The organism is Streptomyces sp. NBC_01750, from assembly GCF_035918095.1.
Lineage (GTDB): Bacteria > Actinomycetota > Actinomycetes > Streptomycetales > Streptomycetaceae > Streptomyces.
Genome location: NZ_CP109137.1, coordinates 2618965 through 2639741, shown reverse-complemented (window position 1 = coordinate 2639741; position 20777 = coordinate 2618965). Strand labels below are relative to the sequence as shown.

Below are 20777 nucleotides of genomic sequence, written 5' to 3'. Positions count from 1 at the left end.
CATCTGCGACTGTTCGATGGCTCACCGCCCGTCTGCGCGGTGGCTCACCGCTCGTGCGCACGGCGGCTCACCCGTCATCCGCGCGGCGGCTCACCGGAAACGTCCGGAAGGGCCCGCCGATCAGCGGGGTCCCGCGAGCGCCCCTGCGGCTACGCTCGAATCCGGACCTTGATCGGCCGGTACGGGACCGCAGCGCCCGGCCGGAACAGGGCAAGCAGGACAGGCAAGCAGGACGGGAGACGGCGGAATGACGGTGCCGGGGCGCAGGAGCAGTAACTTCACCCGACTGCTGCGGCACGGCTTCACCGATCCCTCCGCCGCCGAACGTCTCCTCGACATCCCCGACATGTCCTCCGCGCGGACGGACCCGGTGCTGCTCGACGCGCTCGGGGCCACCGCCGACCCCGACCTCGCGCTCCGTGGCCTCGTACGGCTGGTGGAGGCGCAGGACCCGGCCGAGCGCCAGAGCCTCCTCGACACCCTGATCACCGCGAAACCGCTCCGTGACCGGTTGCTCGGAGTGCTCGGCGCCTCCGAGGCGCTCGGCGACCACCTGGCCCGCCACCCGCGCGACTGGCAGGCCCTCGTGACGTACGAGGCGACCGATCTGCACCCGGGCGTCGCCGACTTCGAACGCGGCCTCGCCGACGCCACCGACCCGGTCACCCTGCGGGTCGCCTACCGGCGGTGCCTGCTGGCCATAGCCGCCCGCGATGTGTGCGGTACGACCGATGTCGCCGAGACCGCCGCCGAACTGGCCGACCTGGCGACGGCCACACTGCGGGCGGCCCTCGCCATCGCACGCGCCGCCGCGCCCGCCGACGCGGTGCAGTGCCGGCTCGCGGTCGTCGCCATGGGCAAGTGCGGCGGCCATGAACTCAACTACGTCTCCGACGTGGACGTCATCTTCGTCGGTGAACCGGTGGAGGGCGCCGACGAGAGCAAGGCCGTCCAGGCCGCGACCCGGCTGGCCTCCCACCTGATGCGGATCTGCTCCGAGACGACGGTCGAGGGCACCATCTGGCCGGTCGACGCCAATCTGCGGCCCGAGGGGCGCAATGGCCCGCTGGTCCGTACGCTCTCCAGCCATCTCGCGTACTACCAGCGCTGGGCCAAGACCTGGGAGTTCCAGGCGCTGCTCAAGGCCCGTCCGGTCGCCGGTGACCTCGCGCTCGGCGAGGACTACATCGAAGCCGTCGCACCGCTGGTGTGGCAGGCCGCGGAACGCGAGAACTTCGTCGCCGACGTGCAGAAGATGCGCCGTCGCGTCGTCGACAACATCCCGGTCGCCGAGGTGGAGCGCGAGCTCAAGCTCGGCCCCGGAGGCCTGCGGGACGTCGAGTTCGCCGTACAGCTGCTGCAACTGGTGCACGGGCGCAGCGACGCGACGCTGCACAGCGGCACCACACTGGAGGCCCTGCGGGCGCTGGCGCACGGTGGATATGTGGGCCGGGCCGACGCCGCGCAGCTGGACCTGGCGTACCGCTTCCTGCGCGCCATGGAGCACCACATCCAGCTGTACCGGCTGCGGCGTACGCATCTGGTGCCGGAGGACGCGGCCGATCTGCGCCGCCTCGGGCGTTCGCTCGGACTGCGTACGGACCCGGTCGGCGAGCTCAACAAGGAGTGGAAGCGCCACGCGTCTGTGGTGCGACGGCTGCACGAGAAGATCTTCTACCGGCCGCTGCTCGATGCCGTCGCCCAGCTCACCCCCGGCGAGACGCGGCTCAGCCCGAAGGCGGCGCGGCAGCGGCTGGAGGCGCTGGGTTACGCCGATCCCGGCGCCGCCCTGCGCCATCTGGAGGCCCTGTCGTCGGGCGTGACCCGGAAGGCCGCGATCCAGCGCACGCTGCTGCCGGTGCTGCTCGGCTGGTTCGCCGACTCGGCCGACCCGGACGCCGGTCTGCTCGGCTTCCGCAAGGTGTCCGACGCGCTCGGCAAGACACCCTGGTATCTGCGGCTGCTGCGGGACGAGGGCGCGGCCGCGGAGAATCTGGCGCGGGTTCTGTCCGCCGGGCGGCTCGCCCCGGACCTGCTGCTGCGAGCCCCGGAGGCGGTGGCCCTGCTGGGCGACCCGGAGGGTCTCGCACCGCGCTGCAGCGACGCGCTCGAACAGGAGGTTCTGGCAGCCGTCGGACGCGCGGACACGGCGGAGGCCGCGGTCGCCGCGGTCCGTGGCGTACGCCGCCGGGAGCTGTTCCGTACCGCCGCGGCGGATCTGATCGGCTCGTACGGCACCGAGGACAACCCGGCCGAGGCCGACCCGGGCGAGCTCGTGGACCGGGTCGGGAACGCGGTCACGGACCTGAACGCCGCGACGGTCTCGGGCGCGCTGAGGGCCGCCGTGCGCGCGCAGTGGGGCGACACGCTGCCGACGCGGTTCGCGGTCATCGGCATGGGCCGCTTCGGCGGCCGTGAGCAGAGTTACGGCTCCGACGCGGATGTGCTCTTCGTCCACGAACCGCGTGAGGGCGTGGACGAGCAGGAGGCGTCGCGGGCCGCGAACGCGGTCGTCGCGGAGATGCGCAGGCTGCTTCAGCTGCCCACCACGGACCCGCCGCTTCTGATCGACGCGGATCTGCGTCCCGAAGGCAAGAGCGGCCCCGTGGTCCGCACGCTCGCCTCCTACGAGGCCTACTACCGGCGCTGGTCCCTGGTGTGGGAGAGCCAGGCGCTGCTGCGGGCGGAGCCGATGGCCGGCGACGCGGACCTGGGCAGGCGCTTCATCGATCTGATCGACCCCCTGCGCTATCCGGCAGAGGGGCTCGGTGACGACGCGATCCGCGAGATCCGCCGGCTGAAGGCCCGGATGGAGTCCGAACGACTCCCACGCGGCGCGGATCCCACGCTCCACACCAAGCTGGGCCGCGGCGGGCTGAGCGATGTGGAATGGACGGTCCAGCTGTTCCAGATGCGCCACGGCTGGGCGGAACCGGGCCTGCGGACGACCCGCACCCGCGAGGCGCTGGCGGCCACGCACGCGGCGGGCCTCATCTCCACGGAGGACGCGCAGATCCTGGACGAGGCCTGGGTGCTGGCGACCCGGGTGCGCAACGGCGTGATGCTGGTACGCGGCCGGGCAGGTGACACCTTCCCGTCGGACGGCCGCGAACTGGGCGCGGTGGGCCGGTACTTGGGATACGGCCCGGGGCGTGTCGGCGACATGCTGGACGACTACCGCCGGATCACGCGCAGAGCGCGCGCCGTGGTGGAGGAGCTGTTCTACGGCGCGTAGCGGTGCGCAGGCAGCGGGGCGCAGCAGGGTGCGCGCGGCGGCGTCAGGAGGTCAGGACAGCTGCCCGGAGCTGAACCGGGGGAGCGGCCGGCTGGTGCCGTCGCTCTTCTCCACCAGCCGCGGCAGCCGATGCGGCAGCGTCCGGTACCAGGCGTACGAGACGGTGAAGCCGAACGCCAGACACATCATGCCGCCCACCGCGTCCAGCCAGAAGTGGTTCGCCGTGGCCACGATGACGACCAGGGTCGCCGTCGGGTAGAGGATGCCGAGGATCTTCGCCCACGGCGCCGAGGCAACGGCGAAAATGATGAGACCGCACCAGAGCGACCAGCCGATGTGCATCGACGGCATCGCCGCGTACTGGTTCGACATGTTCTTGAGGTTGCCCGAGGCCATGGAACCCCAGGTGTGGTGGACCAGGACCGTGTCGACGAAGTCGTGGCCGTTCATCAACCGGGGCGGTGCGAGCGGGTACAGGTAATAGCCGACCAAAGCCACACCTGTCGTGGCGAAAAGGGCGGAACGGGCAGCCGCGTATCGGCCCGGATGCCACCGGTAGAGCCACACCAGTACGCCGATCGTCACAATGAAGTGCAGGGTGGCGTAGTAGTAGTTCATCGAAACGATCAGCCATGTCACCGAATTCACGGCGTGGTTGACCGTCTGCTCCACCGCGATGCCCAGCCACTGCTCGGCGTCCCAGATCCAGTCGGCGTTGCGCAGTGCCTGCGTCTTCTGCTCCGGCACGGCGTTGCGGACCAGCGAATATGTCCAGTAACTGACCGCGATCAGCAGGACTTCGAACCAGATCCGCGGGCGGCGGGGCGACCGTAGTGTGTGCAGCCGGATGCGCGCGGGCGCGTCGGCGGCCTCGTCCACCGTGGGTGACGGAGCAGCCGTCCGGCTTTCCATGGTCTTCACGGTCGTTTCACCCATAGGACGAGAGTCTGCCAGATGCCGTCCTCCGACCGGTCATCCCAGGGTTGGGTTGCCGACGCATCCGCTACCCCTTGCGGACGACTCACGTACGCCCGGCGGCTCCGGGTCCGGAAGCCGTTGAACCGCGAACCACCAGTTCGGGCATGAAAACGAACTCGCTGTGCGGGGCGGGGGTGCCGCCGATCTCCTCCAGGAGGGTGCGGACGGCCGCCTGACCCATGGCCTGCACCGGCTGCCGGATGGTGGTCAGCGGCGGGTCCGTGAACGCTATGAGCGGAGAGTCGTCGAAGCCCACCACGGATACATCCCGCGGCACCTTCAGACCCAGTCCACGGGCCGCCCGGATCGCGCCGAGCGCCATCATGTCGCTCGCGCAGACCACGGCGGTGCAGCCGAGCCCGATCAGGGCGCTTGCCGCGGCCTGACCGCCTTCCAGCGTGTAGAGGGAGTGCTGTATGAGCTCTTCGGACTCCTCGGGGGCGAGGCCGAGTTGATTCTCCATCGCCTGCTGGAAGCCCTCGATCTTCCGCAGCACGGGAACGAAGCGCTTCGGGCCGACCGCCAGGCCGATCCGGGTGTGGCCGAGCGAGGCGAGATGGGTCACCGCGAGGTGCATCGCGGCCCGGTCGTCGGGCGAGACGAAGGGGGCCTTCACCTTGGACGAGAAGCCGCCCAGCAGGACATAGGGGACACCCTGCCCGCGGAGCTGGTCGTAGCGCTGCATATCGGCCGTGGTGTCGGCGTGCAGGCCCGAGACGAAGATGATTCCGGAGACCCCGCGGTCCACCAGCATTTCGGTGAGCTCGTCCTCGGTGGAGCCGCCCGGGGTCTGGGTGGCCAGGACCGGGGTGTAGCCCTGCCGGGTCAGTGCCTGGCCGATGACCTGGGCGAGTGCCGGGAAGATCGGGTTGTCCAGCTCCGGCGTTATGAGGCCGACCAGGCCGGCGCTGCGCTGCCGCAGGCGCACGGGGCGCTCATATCCGAGCACGTCGAGCGCGGCGAGTACGGATTCGCGGGTTGCCGCGGCCACACCGGGCTTGCCGTTGAGCACGCGGCTGACTGTGGCTTCGCTGACCCCCGCCTGGGCTGCGATGTCGGCAAGCCGTGCGGTCACAGGATTGGACTGTACCGGTCGCACGTCAGATTGCCCACCACGCACAGCAATCAGCCGGAATACGGGCTGTGTCACCCGTCGGCTCCAAGGTCCCTGAGGAGAGCAGCAGCTGTCCCGGCAGGGGCAGTTCGATCACCGATCCGGTGGTGTTGAGGGTGCAGACCAGGCCCGGGCGGGACAGGGCGAGCAGCCCTTCGGGGCCCGGCAGCCACCGCATCGGGCCGCCCGGCAGCTCACGGCGGAGCGCCAGCGCCGAGCGGTAGAGCTCGAGCGTCGAGTGCGGGTCGCCGGTCTGGGCCGCCACGGACAGCTCCCGCCAGCTGTCCGGCTGGGGCAGCCAGCTGGATCCGGGGCCGAACCCGTACGGCGGCTCCTCGCCGGACCAGGGGATCGGTACGCGGCAGCCGTCGCGGAAGCCGTCCTGCCCCGCCGCGCGGAAGAAGGCGGGGTCCTGGCGCACCTCGCTCGGCAGATCGGTGACCTCGGGCAGTCCGAGCTCCTCGCCCTGGTAGATGTACGTCGAACCGGGCAGCGCGAGCATGAGCAGCGCGGCCGCGCGGGCCCGGCGCAGCCCCTGCTTCCCGCCGCCGTAGCGGGTGGTGTGGCGGACCACGTCGTGGTTGGAGAGCACCCAGGTGGTGGTGGCCCCCACCGATGCGGTGGCGGCCAGTGACTCGTCGATCACGCCGCGCATCGCCCCGGGATCCCAAGGGCACCGCAGGAACTGGAAGTTGAAGGCCTGGTGCAGCTCGTCGGGGCGTACGTACAGCGCGAGCCGGTCCGGGCTGGGGGCCCAGGCCTCGGCGACGCCGATCCGGTCGCCGGGGTAGGAGTCGAGGAGCCTGCGCCAGGAGCGGTGGATCTCGTGTACGCCGTCCTGGTCGAAGAAGGGCAGCTTCTGGGCGCCGATCAGCCTGGCCTGTTCCTTGTGGCCGATGTCCGGCAGGCCGGCCGCTTTGACCATGCCGTGCGCGACATCGATACGGAAGCCGTCGACGCCGAGGTCCAGCCAGAAGCGCAGCACCGACTCGAACTCCTTGTGCACCTCCTCGTTGTCCCAGTTGAGGTCGGGCTGCTCGGGTGCGAAGAGGTGGAGGAACCACGCACCGTCCGGAGTGCGGGTCCAGGCGGGGCCGCCGAAGACCGACTCCCAGTCGTTCGGCGGCAGCTCGCCGGCGGCGCCCTTGCCGGGCCGGAAGCAGTAGCGCCCGCGGGCCGCGCCCCCGTCGTGGTCCGCGAGCGCGGCCCGGAACCACGGGTGCTGGTCCGACGTGTGGTTCGGGACGATGTCCACGATCACCTTCAGGCCCAGCGCGTGGGCCGTGCGGACGAGATCGTCGGCGTCGGCGAGATCCCCGAAGAGCGGGTCCACCGCCCGGTAGTCGGCGACGTCGTAGCCGCCGTCGGCCTGTGGCGAGGCGTAGAAGGGCGTGATCCATACGGCGTCGATGCCCAGCTCTGCGAGATGGGGCAGACGCCGGGTGGCCCCGGGCAGATCTCCGACGCCGTCACCGTCACTGTCGGCGAAGGAGCGCACGTACACCTGGTAGATGACGGCATCGCGCCACCAGCCGTCATCCTCCGTGGAAGAGCTTGCAGGGCGCGGCCCCTGGGCTGCCGCGGGGCCGAGGAGGCCGACGGCGGAAGCGGGCTCGTGGGTCATGAAAGTCCCTCTCGTACGGTCCGGGAGCAGGGGGAGGACGTACAACTAACGAGGTCAACGTGGGTGCGGGCGCATGGTGACGGTGCCCGGGGGACAAAAATAACAGCCTTGCAAGAGCTTGCGAGGAGTGTCGCAGGGCTCTGCCCCGGGCGCCCTGGGGCAGCGGAAACAGCCGCCGTCAAGCGATCCAATGGCAACTCTCAGGACACGCGGATGTAACGATCCCCCGCTCTTGCAGAAAATTGCCGCAAGGTCTTTCCGCTCTCTTTCATCCTTGTTACGTTCCTGCCGAACCCGGCGCCGCGAGGGAGCGGTCGGCAGGGGGCCTGGTCGCCTCCGCCATCTCGGGCATCTCTGAAGGAGTTCACATGAGGCGTGGCATAGCGGCCACCGCGCTGGTAGCGGCACTGGCACTGGCAGCGACGGCATGCGGCGGGGACGACGGCGGCGACAAGGCCGCCGGCCCGGTCACCCTCACCTGGTGGGACACGTCGAACGCGACCAACGAGGCGCCGACGTACAAGGCGATGATCGCCGAGTTCGAAAAGGCGAACAAGGACATCAAGGTCAAGTACGTCAACGTCCCGTTCGACCAGGCGCAGAACAAGTTCCAGACCGCGGCCGGCAGCAAGGGTGCCCCCGACATCATCCGCGCCGAGGTCGGCTGGACCGCCTCCTGGGCCAAGTCGCAGTTCCTGGCCCCGCTCGACGGCACGGACGCGCTCAAGAACACCGGGGACATCACTCCCTCGCTCCTCAAGCAGGCTCAGTACCAGGGCAAGACCTACGGTGCCCCCTTCGTCACCGACTCCCTCGGCCTGATGTGGAACAAGGAAGTCCTGAAGAAGGCCGGCTACGACAAGGCGCCGGCCACCTGGGACGAGGTGAAGACCGTCGCCAAGGCGGTCAAGGAGAAGGCCGGCGTCGACGGCTTCACCCTCCGCGCCGACGCCTACTTCGAGCTGCCGTTCCTCTTCGGCGAGGGCACCGACATGGTCGACGCCGCCGGCAAGAAGATCACGGTCAACTCGCCCGAGGCCGTCAAGGCCGTGGACACGAGCAAGGCCCTGCTCGCCGCGCCGGGCGTCTCCAAGCTCGATGTGACCGCCGACTCCTACGCCCACATGATGGACGCGTTCAACACCGGCAAGGTCGCGATGATCGTCCAGGGCCCGTGGGAGCTGACGAACATCTACAAGGGCGCGGCCTTCAAGGACAAGGCCAACCTGGGCATCTCCAACGTCCCGGCCACCGGCTCCGGCAAGGCCGGCGCCCCGACGGGCGGTCACAACCTCTCCGTGTACGCCGGCTCCGACAAGGCGCACCAGGCCGCGGCCCAGAAGTTCGTCGGCTTCATGACCTCGGGTGAGACCCAGGCCAAGATCGCGCTGAAGAACGGCACGCTGCCGACCCGCACCTCCGCCTACACCGCCGAGGTCAAGGCCACCCCCGGCATCACCGAGTTCCAGGCGATCCTCGCCGGCTCCGCCCGGCCGCGTCCCGAGCTGCCCGAGTACAGCTCGCTCTTCGCCGACCTCGGCACCAACCTCACCGCGATCCTTCAGGGCAAGGTGAGCACCCAGAAGGGCCTGGACACCACCGCCGAGTCCTACAAGAAGCTGCTCAAGGACTTCTCCTAAGGCGGCCGCCGGCCGTCCGGACCGCCCCCGAACAGGGGCGGGCCGGACGGCCGCCCGTGGTGGTACGGCCGGGATCCCGGCCGTACCACCACGCCGTACACCCGCTCAAGAATCTGTCGTAAAGGTGTCGAAGATGACCGTCGCCGTCGAGGGCGGAAGCCGAAAGACCCAGCGTGGCGCCGGGCCGCGCCGCGGGCCGATGAGCCGTATCAGGCAGTCGTACAACCGGAATTGGTACGCCTGGGCGATGGTGGCCCCGGTGGTCGCGGTCATCGGCGTGCTGGTGCTCTACCCCCTGGTGCGCGGCATCTATCTGTCGCTGACCGATGCCAACAGCAACAACGTCGGCCGGACGATCGGCGTCAACGAGATCCCCGACAGCTTCTCGTGGGTGGGTTTCGACAACTATGCGGAGATCCTCTCCGGTGGCGACCATCAGTTCTGGCCCCACTTCATATGGACCATCGTCTGGACCGCCATCTGTGTGGCGCTGCACTACGGGATCGGCATGGGCCTCGCCCTGCTGCTCAATCGCAAGATCCGCGGCCGCACCTTCTACCGGATGGTCCTGATCCTGCCGTGGGCGGTGCCGACCTTTGTCACCGTCTTCGCCTGGCGGCTGATCCTCGCCGACGACGGCGGTGTCCTCAACATGGCTCTGGAATGGGCGCATCTGCCCACGCCGGCCTGGCTCAGTGAGCCTTTCTGGCAGAAGACCGCCGCCATCATGGTCAACACCTGGGTCGGCGTCCCCTTCATGATGGTCTCTCTGCTCGGCGGTCTGCAGTCGATCCCGCCCGAGCTCTACGAGGCCGCCGAGGTGGACGGCGCCACCCCCTGGCAGCGCTTCCGCCATGTGACGATTCCCGGCCTGCGCTCGGTGAGCAGCACGGTCGTCCTGCTCGGCGTCATCTGGACCTTCAACCAGTTCGTCGTCATCTTCCTGCTGTTCGGCAACAACTCGGGCACGGACGCCCAGATCCTCGTCACCTGGGCATACCGCCTCGGCTTCGGACAGGACCCGCGCGACTACGCCGGCTCCGCCGCGTACGGCGTCATCATCCTGTCGATGCTCATCGTCTTCGCCTCCTTCTACCGGCGATGGCTGGCCCGCAACGAGAAGGCCGTCTGACGGCCCGCCCAGGGCAACCGGGCAATCAGCACCAGCCATGACGAAAGAGAGGGCCAACCCCATGAGCACCACAGCAGATGTCCGGGTCGCGGGAGCGGCCGAGTCGGCCACCGCCGGCCCGCCCCGCAAGCGGGCCGCGGGCAGGCGCCAGTTGAAGCGCGGAGAGCGCCCCCGTTCCGTATCCCTGCTGATCCACGGCGCGCTGATCATCGCGAGCTTCATCGCGGCATTCCCGATCGGCTGGATCGCCTGGATCTCGCTCGGCCCGGACAAGACCGACTTCCTGCACCCCGGCGACATCGCCGACAAGATCAGCTTCGAGAACTACACGACGGTCCTGAACGACACCTCGTTCCTCCAGTGGTTCGTCAACTCGCTGATCGTCGCGCTCGGTACGTGCGTGCTGGGTGTCTTCATCGCCGCCAGCTCCGGCTACGCCGTCTCCCGGATGCGTTTCCCCGGACACCGGCAGCTCATGTGGACCTTCCTGGTCACCCAGATGTTCCCGGTCGCCATCCTGATGGTGCCGCTCTACAACATCCTGGCGAACCTGGGTCTGCTCGACACCTACTGGGCCCTGATCCTGGTCTACTGCACCACGGCCATCCCGTACTGCGCCTGGCTGCTCAAGGGGTACTTCGACACCATCCCGGCGGAGATCGACGAAGCCGGCCGGATCGACGGTCTCACTCCGTTCGGCACCTTCTACCGGCTGATCCTGCCGCTCGCCCGGCCGGGCATCGCGGTGGCCGCGTTCTACACCTTCCTCACCGCCTGGGCGGAGGTCGCCTACGCGTCGGTCTTCATGCTCAGCGAGGGCAAGTACACCCTCGCCATCGGCCTGACCACCTTCATCAGCGAGCACGACACCCAGTGGGACCTGATGGCCGCGACCTCCGTACTCATCGCCATCCCCGCGTCGCTGTTCTTCTACCTGGTCCAGCGCCATCTGGTCACCGGCCTCACCGCCGGTGCCGCCAAATCCTGACCCGTACGAACCCCGGCACCCGGCCCGGCCGGCCGGGTGCCCCGGTCTTGCCCCGAATCGCTGCACCGAGCCTCAGAGGGATCGAGAATGACCCAGTACCTGGCTGACGCCCATCGCGCCGACCTGCCCGCGGCTTCCGCGGACTGGTGGAGAGACGCCGTCATCTACCAGGTGTACCCGCGCAGCTTCGCCGACGGGAACGGCGACGGCATGGGCGACCTTCCGGGCATCCGCAGCAGACTGCCGTACCTCAGGGAACTCGGCGTCGACGCCGTGTGGCTGAGCCCCTTCTACGCCTCCCCGCAGGCCGACGCCGGCTACGACGTCGCCGACTACCGGGCCATCGACCCGATGTTCGGCACGCTGCTGGACGCCGACGCGCTGATCCGGGACGCGCACGACCTCGGGCTGCGCATCATCGTCGACCTGGTGCCCAATCACTCGTCGGACGCCCACGAGTGGTTCAAGCGCGCTCTGGAGGAGGGCCCGGGTTCCGCGCTGCGCGACCGCTACCACTTCCGTCCCGGCAAGGGTGATGACGGCGAACTCCCGCCCAATGACTGGGAGTCCATCTTCGGCGGCTCCGCGTGGACTCGTACCGAGAACCCCGACGGCACCCCCGGCGACTGGTATCTGCACCTCTTCGCCCCCGAGCAGCCCGACTTCAACTGGGAACACCCGGCCGTCGCGGACGAGTTCCGCTCGATCCTGCGCTTCTGGCTCGACATGGGCGTCGACGGCTTCCGGATCGACGTCGCCCACGGCCTGGTCAAGGCACCGGGTTTGCCCGACATCGGCGGCAGCGACCAGCTGAAACTGCTGGGGAACGATGTCATGCCCTTCTTCGACCAGGACGGCGTCCACGAGATCTACCGCGCCTGGCGCAAGATCCTCGACGAGTACCCGGGCGATCGCATCGCCGTGGCCGAGGCATGGACCCCCACCGTCGAGCGCACCGCCAACTACGTGCGCCCCGACGAGCTGCACCAGGCCTTCAACTTCCAGTACCTGGGCACCCATTGGGTCGCGGACGAGCTGCGCCGGGTGATCGACGAGTCGCTTGACGCCATGCGGCCCGTCGGCGCCCCGGCCACCTGGGTGCTCTCCAACCATGATGTGACCCGCCACGCCACCCGCTTCGCGGGCCCGCCGGCGGGGACCCAGATCCGTGAGGCCGGCGACCGGGAGCTGGGACTGCGACGCGCCCGCGCCGCCACCCTGCTGATGCTGGCGCTGCCCGGATCCGCCTATCTCTACCAGGGCGAGGAGCTCGGTCTTCCCGACGTCACCGACCTGCCCGACGAGGTCCGGCAGGACCCGGCCTTCGGACGCACGGAGGGGCAGGACGGCTTCCGCGACGGCTGCCGGGTGCCGATCCCGTGGACCACCGAGGGCTCGTCGTACGGCTTCGGCACGGGCGGCAGCTGGCTGCCCCAGCCGGACAGCTGGGCCGGGCTCAGCGTCGAGGCGCAGACCGGTGACCCGGACTCGACCCTGGAGCTGTACCGCAGTGCCCTCGCGGCCCGCCGCGCGCACCCGGCGCTGGGCACGGGCGACGCGGTCGAGTGGCTGGCGGCGCCCGAGGGCGTGCTCGCCTTCCGCCGGGAAGGCGGCTTCGTCTGCACCGTCAACACCACGGGCACGGCCGTACGGATACCGGCACCCGGCCGCGTACTGCTGGCCAGCAGCGCTGCTCGGACGGCCGAGGGCGAGGCCGAGCTGCCCGCGGACACCGCTGTGTGGTGGACGGTGTGACGATTCCCCCGGCGCGGGGCGGCGTCGTCCAGACCGGCACCGCCCCGCGGCTCGCGGACATCGCGGCTCAGGCCTCCGTCAGCGAGGCGACCGCGAGCCGGGTGATGAACGGCAAACCGGGCGTGGCGAGCGGCACCCGCCAGCGGGTGCTCGCGGCGCTCGACGTGCTCGGATACGAGAGGCCCGTACGGCTGCGGCAGCGCAGTGCCGGTCTCATCGGCCTGCTGACCCCCGAGCTCACCAACCCGATCTTCCCCGCGTTCGCCCAGGCCGTCGAACAGGTCCTGGCCGGGCACGGCTACACCCCGGTGCTCTGCACCCAGCTGCCGGGCGGCGCGACCGAGGACGAGCTGGTCGAACAGCTCCAGGAGAGCGGCGTCAACGGCATCGTCTTTCTGTCCGGACAGCACTCCGACACCTCGGCCGATCACACGCGGTACGCCGAACTCGTCGCCCGGGGAGTTCCGTTCGTCCTCATCAACGGGTACAGCGAGCACATCAGCGCGCCCTGCGTCTCCTGCGACGACCGGTCGGCGATGCGTATGGCTGTGCACCATCTGGCGGAGCTGGGGCACGAGAGGATCGGTCTGGCGATCGGTCCGGGCCGCTATGTGCCGGCCCACCGCAAGACCGAAGGCTTCCTGGACGGTCTCGCCTCCATCCTCGGTTACACCGACGCCGCTGCCGAACAACTGGTCCAGCGTTCCCTGTTCAGTGTCGAGGGCGGCCATGCGGCGGCCGGTGCGCTGCTGGACAAGGAGTGCACCGCCATCGTCTGCGGCAGCGACATGATGGCGCTCGGTGTAGTCCGGGCGGCCCGGGAGCGCGGCCTCGATGTGCCGTACGACCTCTCGGTGGTCGGGTTCGACGACTCGCAACTGGTGGCGTTCACGGATCCGCCGCTGACGACGATCCGCCAGCCGGTGAAGGCGATGGCGGCCGCGGCGGTCGGCGCGCTGCTGGAGGAGCTGCAGGGAAGTCCGGTACAGAGCACGGAGTATGTGTTCCAGCCGGAACTGGTGGTCCGGGGCACCACCGCGCAGGCGCGTCGGTAGACGCGTAATCCGGTGGACGCGTAACCGGACCGGCCGGCCGAGCGCGTGGGGACCGGAGCTGCCGGGCCCCCGGCCGGCCGGCCCGGAGCCATGGCTGAAAGTAGCACCACTGCAAGCCTTGCGTAAGGTCTTGCAGTTGGGAAACGGCAAGATTTCCGCAGTGCGACGAGAGTGTGTCCGAAGGGTTGACCCCGGACCAGGAGGCTCGTACGGTCGCGACCGCAATAACTTTCTGCTGCCTTGCAGCAAGAACTCTCAAAGGCCTTACGGGCACGGCGCGTTGCCGGACAAGGCTGCACCGTCACCCGCACCTCCCCCCATGCAGGAGGAAAAATGGCCGGCAAACCTCTGGCCGCGGCGCTCGCCCTTGTGGCGGGCGCCGCGGTGAGTGTGGTTGCACCGACGGGCGCCGCGCAGGCGGCCCCGCCGGGGGACAGGGACGTCACGGCTGTCCTTTTCGAGTGGAATTTCGCGTCGGTCGCGAAGGCGTGCACCGACACCCTGGGGCCGGCCGGCTACGGCTATGCCCAGGTCTCTCCGCCCCAGGAGCACATTCAGGGCGGGCAGTGGTGGACCTCGTACCAGCCCGTCAGCTACAGGATCGCCGGGCGGCTCGGCGACCGCACCGCGTTCCGGAGCATGGTGAGCACCTGCCACGCGGCGGGTGTGAAGGTCGTCGTCGACAGCGTGATCAACCACATGGCGTCCGCGTCCGGTACCGGCACCGGCGGCTCCTCGTACGACAAGTACAACTACCCGGGCACCTACTCCGGCGCCGACATGGACGACTGCCGGTCGAACATCACCAACTACGGCGACCGCGCCAACGTCCAGAACTGTGAACTCGTCGGGCTCGCCGACCTGGACACCGGCGAGGATTACGTGCGCGGCCGCATCGCCGCGTATCTGAACGACCTGCTCACCCTGGGCGTCGACGGCTTCCGTATCGACGCCGCGAAGCACATGCCCGCCACGGACCTCGCCAACATCAAGTCCAGGCTCAGCAATCCCGGCGTGTACTGGAAGCAGGAAGCGATCTACGGGGCCGGCGAGCCGGTCTCGCCCAGCGAGTACCTGGGGAACGGCGACGTCCAGGAGTTCCGGTACGCCCGTGACCTCAAGCGCGTCTTCAACAACGAGAACCTCGCCTATCTGAAGAACTACGGCGAGGGGTGGGGGTACATGGAGTCCGGCAAGTCCGGGGTCTTCGTGGACAACCACGACACCGAGCGCGGCGGCGACACCCTCAATTACAAGGACGGCGCCAACTACACCCTCGCGAATGTCTTCATGCTGGCGTGGCCGTACGGATCGCCGGACGTTCACTCCGGCTACGAGTGGTCGGACAAGGACGCGGGACCGCCCAACGGCGGGACGGTGAACGCCTGCTGGCAGGACGGCTGGAAGTGCCAGCACGCCTGGCCCGAGATCAAGTCCATGGTCGCCTTCCGCAATACGGCGCGCGGTCAGGGCGTCGTCAACTGGTGGGACAACGGCGGGGACCAGATCGCGTTCGGGCGGGGTTCGAAGGCGTACGTCGCCATCAACCACGAGTCGTCGTCACTCACCCGCACGTTCCAGACGTCGCTGCCCGCGGGTGGTTACTGCGATGTGCAGTCGGGCCGTCCGGTGACGGTCGGCGCCTCGGGCCAGTTCACGGCAACGCTGCCCCCGAACACGGCGGTGGCGCTCCACGCGGGAGCCCGCGCCTGCGGCTAGCCCTTGCCGGGGCGGGGCTCCTGTTGGGGCTCCGCCCCAAGCCCCGCGCCTCAATCGCCGGCGGGGCTTGATTTGGCACCGTCCGACCTGGGGCTCCGCCCCAGACCCCGCGCCTCAACCGTCGGCGGGGCTGAATTCCGCCGGACCGGCGGGAATTTCAGCCCGTCCGGCGATTGAGGACACGCCCGAAGGGCGTCCCCACCCAAGGAGAACCAACCGGTGACCACCACCCCCCGCGTCAGCGCGGCCGGCACCGCCATAGGCACCGCCGCCGCCCTCCTCGCGGCGCTCATAACCGCCGGGCCGGCCGCCGGCGCGCCAAGACCCCCCGCCCCGCCCTCGGACAAGGCGCTCGCCGCGCAGCCCGCGCGACATGATCTGACGCGGGAGCAGTTCTACTTCGTCCTCCCCGACCGGTTCGCCAACGGCGATACGGCCAACGACCGTGGCGGGCTCACCGGTTCGCGGCTGGAGACCGGGTACGACCCCACCGACAAGGGCTTCTACCAGGGCGGCGACCTCAAGGGTCTGACGAGCAAACTCGACTACATCAAGGGCCTGGGCACCACCGCCATCTGGATGGCGCCCATCTTCAAGAACCGGCCCGTCCAGGGCACCGGCAAGGACGCGTCCGCCGCGTACCACGGGTACTGGATCACCGACTTCACCCAGGTCGACCCGCACTTCGGCACCAACGCCGACCTCGAGAAGCTGATCGACAAGGCCCACTCCAAGGGCATGAAGGTCTTCTTCGACGTCATCACCAACCACACCGCCGACACCGTCGACTACGCGGAGAAGAAGTACGGCTACCGCCCCAAGGGCGCCTATCCGTATCTGGACAGCAGCGGCCGCCCGTTCGACGACCGGGCGGGGACCGGGAAGGTCGACGCCGGCTCCTTCCCGTACACGCCAAGGACCAGCGGGAAGAAGGTGCCCGCCTGGCTCAACGACCCGACGATGTACCACAACCGCGGCGACTCGACCTTCGCGGGCGAGAGCTCCGAGTACGGTGACTTCTCCGGTCTCGACGACCTGTGGACCGAGCGCCCCGAGGTCGTCAGGGGCATGGAGGAGATCTACGAGAAGTGGGTCCGCGACTTCGACATCGACGGCTTCCGCATCGACACCGTCAAGCACGTCGACATGGACTTCTGGACCCAGTGGGCCACGGCGCTCGACGCCTACGCCGCCAAGCGCGGCCGGGACGACTTCTTCATGTTCGGCGAGGTCTTCGCCGGGGACACGGCGATCACCTCGCCGTACGTCACGCGCGGCCGGCTCGACGCCACACTGGACTTCCCCTTCCAGGGGGCTGCCCGCGCCTACGCCTCGCAGGGCGCGTCCGCCGACCAGCTCGCCGGCGTCTTCGGGAACGACTACCGATACACCAGCGACAAGGCCAACGCCTATGAGCAGGTGACCTTCCTCGGCAACCACGACATGGGCCGTATCGGCACCTTCCTCAAGCAGGACAATCCGAAGGCGGGCGACGCCGAGCTGCTGAAGCGGGCGCGGCTCGCCAACGAGCTGATGTTCCTGTCCCGCGGAAATCCGGTGATCTACTACGGCGACGAGCAGGGCTTCACCGGCGCGGGCGGCGACAAGGACGCCCGCCAGAGCCTCTTCGCCTCCCAAACCGCGGACTATCTGGACGACGACCAGCTCGGCTCGGACCGTACACACGCGTCCGACGCGTACGACACCTCGCACCCCGTCTACCGGTCGATCGCCGCGCTGTCGAAGCTCACCAAGGAGCATCCGGCGCTGCGCGACGGTGTCCAGACGGAGCGGTACGCCAAGGACTCGGTGTACGCCTTCTCCCGCACCGACGCCAAAGCGCGCACCGGTTCCATCGAGTATCTCGTCGCCGTCAACAACGCGGACACCGCGAAGACCGTGACCATCCCGGCAGACGCCAAGGACTTCCGTACGCTGTACGGCGGCTCGGGCGCGGTGCACGCTGTCGACGGGAAGATCACCGTCACCGTGCCGGCGCTGTCATCCGTCGTGCTCCGGGCCACGAAGCCGCTCGCCGGGCCCGCCGCCAAGCCCACGCTCACCCTCAAGGCGCCGGCCGCCGGCGCCACCGGCACCGTCGAGATATCTGCCGACGTGAACGGCGGAGGCCTCAACCGCGTCGTCTTCGCCGCCCAGGCCGGCAACGGCAAGTGGCGCACCCTCGGCTCGGCCGACCACGCCCCGTACAAGGTCACTCAGTACCTCGATACGGCGGCCGGAACCCCCCTGCGCTACAAGGCGGTTGTGGTGGACAGCGCGGGCCGTACCGCCAGTGACCGGGCGGAGACGACCGCCGGCCAGGCCCCGCCGCCGGAGAAGCCGGTGGCTGTCGAACGCGACTACGCGGTCGTCCACTACCAGCGGCCCGACGGCGACTACGACGGCTGGCAGCTCAGCACAGGCACCCGGCGGACCGCCTTCACCGGCCGTGACGCGTACGGCGCCTTCGCCTGGATCAAGCTCGCCGAGGGCGTCACGACCGTCCCGTACACCGTCGAGAAGAACGGCACCGTGGACGGCCCGCAGCGCACCGTCGAACTGGCCCGCACCGGCCAGGTCTGGATCGCGCAGGGCAGGGAAGGCCAGTCGGACACCGCGCCCGACGGTGCCTACCCGCCGCAGGACAGGACGAAGGCCGTCCTCCACTACAACCGCGCCGACGGCGACTACGACGGCTGGGGTCTGCACACCTGGACCGGCGCCGCATCGCCCACGGACTGGTCCAAGCCGCTCCAGCCGGTGAGGAAGGACGCGTACGGAGTCACCTTCGAGGTGCCGCTCGCCGCCGGCGCGACCTCGCTCAGCTACATCCTCCACAAGGGCGACCAGAAGGACCTGCCGACCGACCAGTCCCTGGACCTCGCGACGTACACGAACGAGGTCTGGCTGCTCGCCGGGCAGCCGAAGTATCTGCTGCCGCAGACCGGCGGCGCGCCCTCGCTCGACCTCGCCAGGGCCGAGGCCCAGTGGATCGACCGGGACACCGTCGTCTGGAAGGTGAAGGCGAGCGATGCCACCAGTCAGCAGCTGGTGTACGCGGCGGACGGCGGTATCACCGTCAAGGACGGCGCACTGTCCGACGAGGGCCGGTGGCTGCGTCTCACCTCCGCCGCCCTGACCGACGCGCAGAAGGCGAAGTACCCGCACCTCAAGGACTATCCGGCGTTCACCGTCGACACGCGCGACCGGGACCGGGTCCGGCAGTCGCTGCGCGGCCAGCTCATCGCCACCCAGCGCGCGGCCAACGGCGCGCTGCTCGCCGCCACCGGCGTCCAGACGGCAGGGATCCTCGACGACCTGTACGCGGCCAAGGCCACCAAGGCCGCCCTCGGACCGGTCTTCGACCGCGGCCGCCCCACCCTCTCCCTCTGGGCTCCCACCGCTCACTCCGTCTCGCTCGAACTCGACGGCCGGACGGTCGCCATGCGACGGGACGAGGCGAGCGGCGTCTGGTCCGTCGCCGGCCCCAAGGGCTGGGCCGGAAAGCAGTACAGATACGCGGTGAAGGTCTGGGCGCCCGGCGTCCAGAAGCTCGTCACCAACAAGGTCACCGACCCGTACTCCACCGCCCTGACCACCGACTCGGCTCGCAGCCTCGTCATCGACCTCGCCGACCCGAAGCTCGCCCCGGCGGGGTGGACCGGTCTCAGGAAGCCGGCCGCGACACCGCTGCGCGACGCGCAGATCCAGGAGCTCCACATCCGCGACTTCTCGGTCGCGGACCGCACATCGAAGCACCCGGGCCAGTATCTGGCCTTCGCCGACCGTGACTCGCAGGGCATGAAGCATCTGCGCGCGCTCGCCGCCGCCGGTACCTCCTACGTCCACCTCCTGCCCGCCTTCGACATCGGCACCATCCCCGAGAAGAAGTCCGACCAGACCGTGCCCGACTGCGATGTGAAGGTGTACGCCCCGGACTCGGACGAGCAGCAGGCGTGCGTCGCGAAGGCCGCCGCCAAGGACGCCTACAACTGGGGCTACGACCCGCTGCACTACACCGTCCCGGAGGGCTCGTACGCCTCCGACCCGGAGGGCACCAGGCGTACGCTCGAGTTCCGGCAGATGGTGCAGTCCCTGAACTCCAGTGGCCTGCGCACCGTCATGGACGTCGTCTACAACCACACCGTGGCGAGCGGACAGGCCGACAAGTCCGTGCTCGACAAGATCGTGCCCGGCTACTATCAGCGGCTGCTCGCCGACGGCACAGTCGCCACCTCCACCTGCTGTGCGAACACCGCCCCCGAGAACGCCATGATGGGCAAGCTCGTCGTCGACTCGGTCGTCACCTGGGCCAAGGAGTACAAGGTCGACGGCTTCCGCTTCGACCTGATGGGCCACCACCCGAAGGCCAATATCCTCGCGGTGCGCGCGGCGCTCGACGCGCTGACGCCCGCGCGCGACGGCGTGGACGGAAAGAAGATCATCCTCTACGGCGAGGGCTGGAATTTCGGGGAGATCGCGGACGACGCCCGCTTCGTCCAGGCCACCCAGAAGAACATGGCAGGCACGGGGGTGGCGACCTTCTCCGACCGGGCCCGTGACGCGGTGCGCGGCGGCGGGCCCTTCGACGAGGACCCGCGCGTGCAGGGCTTCGCCTCCGGCCTCTACACCGACCCCAACTCCTCGGCCGCGAACGGAACTCCGGCCGAGCAGAAGGCCCGGCTGCTGCACTACCAGGACCTGATCAAGGTGGGTCTGACGGGCAATCTCGCCGCGTACTCCTTCACCGACAGCTCCGGCCGGAGTGTCAAGGGATCCGAGGTCGACTACAACGGCGCCCCGGCCGGGTACGCCGCCGCTCCCGGCGACGCCCTCGCCTACGCGGACGCCCACGACAACGAGTCGCTGTACGACGCCCTCGCCTTCAAGCTCCCGCCCGCCACGTCACCGGCGGACCGGGCCCGTATGCAGGTACTGGCGATGGCGACCGCGGCTCTCTCCCAGGGACCGGCGCTCTCACAGGCCGGGACCGACCTGCTCCGTTCCAAGTCGCTGGACCGCAATTCGTATGACAGCGGTGACTGGTTCAACGCGATCCACTGGGACTGCCGGGACGGCAACGGCTTCGGCCGCGGGCTGCCGCCGCAGGCCGACAACAAGACCAAGTGGCCCTATGCGAAACCGCTGTTGACGGCCGGCTCACTGACAGTGGGATGCCCGCAGATCAACGGCGCGTCGGCCGCCTACCGGGACCTCCTCACCATCCGCCGTACCGAGAAGGCTTTTGGTCTGAGCACGGCCGGTGAGGTGCAGTCCGCGGTTTCCTTCCCGCTCTCCGGCAAGGACGAGACCCCGGGAGTGATCACGATGAGGGCCGGCGATCTGGTCGTGGTCTTCAACGCCACACCGGAGCGGCAGACGCAGCGGGTCACGGCACTGGCCGGGAAGGCGTACGCGCTCCACCCGGTGCAGCTCGCGGGCGCGGATCCTATCACCAAGTCAGCTTCATACGAAGGGAGTTCTGGCACCTTCACCGTACCGGCGCGTAGCGTCGCCGTCTTCTCCCACAGTTGACC

The 20777-nt window shown here is 69.4% G+C and carries 10 protein-coding genes and 1 pseudogene; 8 read left to right on the top strand and 3 right to left on the bottom strand.

The window, feature by feature from the left end; translation table 11 throughout:
- Positions 1-247: 247 nt before the first annotated feature.
- Entirely contained in the window at positions 248-3235 is a 2988-nt protein-coding gene (locus OG966_RS11940) for a bifunctional [glutamine synthetase] adenylyltransferase/[glutamine synthetase]-adenylyl-L-tyrosine phosphorylase (RefSeq protein ID WP_326649532.1), read from the top strand.
- Between the two features lie 51 nt (positions 3236-3286).
- Here OG966_RS11940 and OG966_RS11935 read toward each other — a convergent pair whose 3' ends face one another.
- The 3 genes from OG966_RS11935 to OG966_RS11925 all read right to left on the bottom strand — a co-directional run bounded on the left by OG966_RS11935 (position 3287) and on the right by OG966_RS11925 (position 6951).
- Entirely contained in the window at positions 3287-4171 is an 885-nt protein-coding gene (locus OG966_RS11935; RefSeq protein WP_326649531.1) for a phosphatase PAP2 family protein, read from the bottom strand.
- Positions 4172-4256: 85 nt separating this feature from the next.
- Positions 4257-5288: a LacI family DNA-binding transcriptional regulator gene (locus tag OG966_RS11930; RefSeq protein WP_326649530.1), complete on the bottom strand. Its 1032-nt coding sequence runs from the start codon at positions 5286-5288 to the stop codon at positions 4257-4259.
- A 25-nt stretch (positions 5289-5313) separates the two neighbouring features.
- On the bottom strand, positions 5314-6951 hold the full coding sequence (locus tag OG966_RS11925; protein WP_326649529.1) for a glycoside hydrolase family 13 protein: 1638 nt from the start codon (positions 6949-6951) through the stop codon (positions 5314-5316).
- Positions 6952-7319: 368 nt separating this feature from the next.
- Here OG966_RS11925 and OG966_RS11920 point away from each other — a divergent pair, with 368 nt between their 5' ends.
- The 7 genes and pseudogenes from OG966_RS11920 (at position 7320) to pulA (ending at position 20775) form a co-directional block, all read left to right on the top strand.
- Positions 7320-8591, top strand: a complete 1272-nt coding sequence (locus OG966_RS11920; protein WP_326649527.1) for an extracellular solute-binding protein — start codon at positions 7320-7322, stop codon at positions 8589-8591.
- 133 nt (positions 8592-8724) lie between these two features.
- A complete protein-coding gene (locus OG966_RS11915; RefSeq protein ID WP_326649525.1) occupies positions 8725-9723 on the top strand; it encodes a carbohydrate ABC transporter permease in 999 nt (332 codons plus the stop codon).
- 61 nt (positions 9724-9784) lie between these two features.
- A complete protein-coding gene (locus tag OG966_RS11910; RefSeq protein ID WP_326649524.1) occupies positions 9785-10711 on the top strand; it encodes a sugar ABC transporter permease in 927 nt (308 codons plus the stop codon).
- Positions 10712-10798: 87 nt separating this feature from the next.
- Complete coding sequence (locus OG966_RS11905; RefSeq protein WP_326649523.1) at positions 10799-12466, top strand: glycoside hydrolase family 13 protein; 1668 nt, start codon at positions 10799-10801, stop codon at positions 12464-12466.
- Positions 12451-13521 carry a LacI family DNA-binding transcriptional regulator gene (locus OG966_RS11900; protein ID WP_406732292.1) on the top strand — a complete coding sequence of 357 codons (1071 nt, stop codon included), beginning with the start codon at positions 12451-12453 and terminating at the stop codon, positions 13519-13521. Before OG966_RS11905 ends, OG966_RS11900 begins: the two co-directional genes overlap by 16 nt.
- Positions 13522-13854: 333 nt before the next feature.
- Positions 13855-15237 (top strand): annotated as a pseudogene (locus OG966_RS11895) (alpha-amylase); the annotation flags it as partial.
- Positions 15238-15498: 261 nt separating this feature from the next.
- Positions 15499-20775, top strand: coding sequence for a pullulanase-type alpha-1,6-glucosidase (gene pulA, locus OG966_RS11890; RefSeq protein ID WP_406733895.1), 5277 nt, complete (start codon positions 15499-15501; stop codon positions 20773-20775).
- The last annotated feature ends 2 nt before the right edge of the window (positions 20776-20777 follow it).

Excerpts from the sequence above, each read along its gene's own strand:
- OG966_RS11940 (WP_326649532.1), top strand. The coding sequence starts at position 248 with ATGACGGTGCCGGGGCGCAGGAGCAGTAACTTCACCCGACTGCTGCGG.
- OG966_RS11935 (WP_326649531.1), bottom strand. The coding sequence starts at position 4,171 with ATGGGTGAAACGACCGTGAAGACCATGGAAAGCCGGACGGCTGCTCCG.
- OG966_RS11925 (WP_326649529.1), bottom strand. The coding sequence starts at position 6,951 with ATGACCCACGAGCCCGCTTCCGCCGTCGGCCTCCTCGGCCCCGCGGCA.
- OG966_RS11920 (WP_326649527.1), top strand. The coding sequence starts at position 7,320 with ATGAGGCGTGGCATAGCGGCCACCGCGCTGGTAGCGGCACTGGCACTG.
- OG966_RS11915 (WP_326649525.1), top strand. The coding sequence starts at position 8,725 with ATGACCGTCGCCGTCGAGGGCGGAAGCCGAAAGACCCAGCGTGGCGCC.
- OG966_RS11910 (WP_326649524.1), top strand. The coding sequence starts at position 9,785 with ATGAGCACCACAGCAGATGTCCGGGTCGCGGGAGCGGCCGAGTCGGCC.
- OG966_RS11905 (WP_326649523.1), top strand. The coding sequence starts at position 10,799 with ATGACCCAGTACCTGGCTGACGCCCATCGCGCCGACCTGCCCGCGGCT.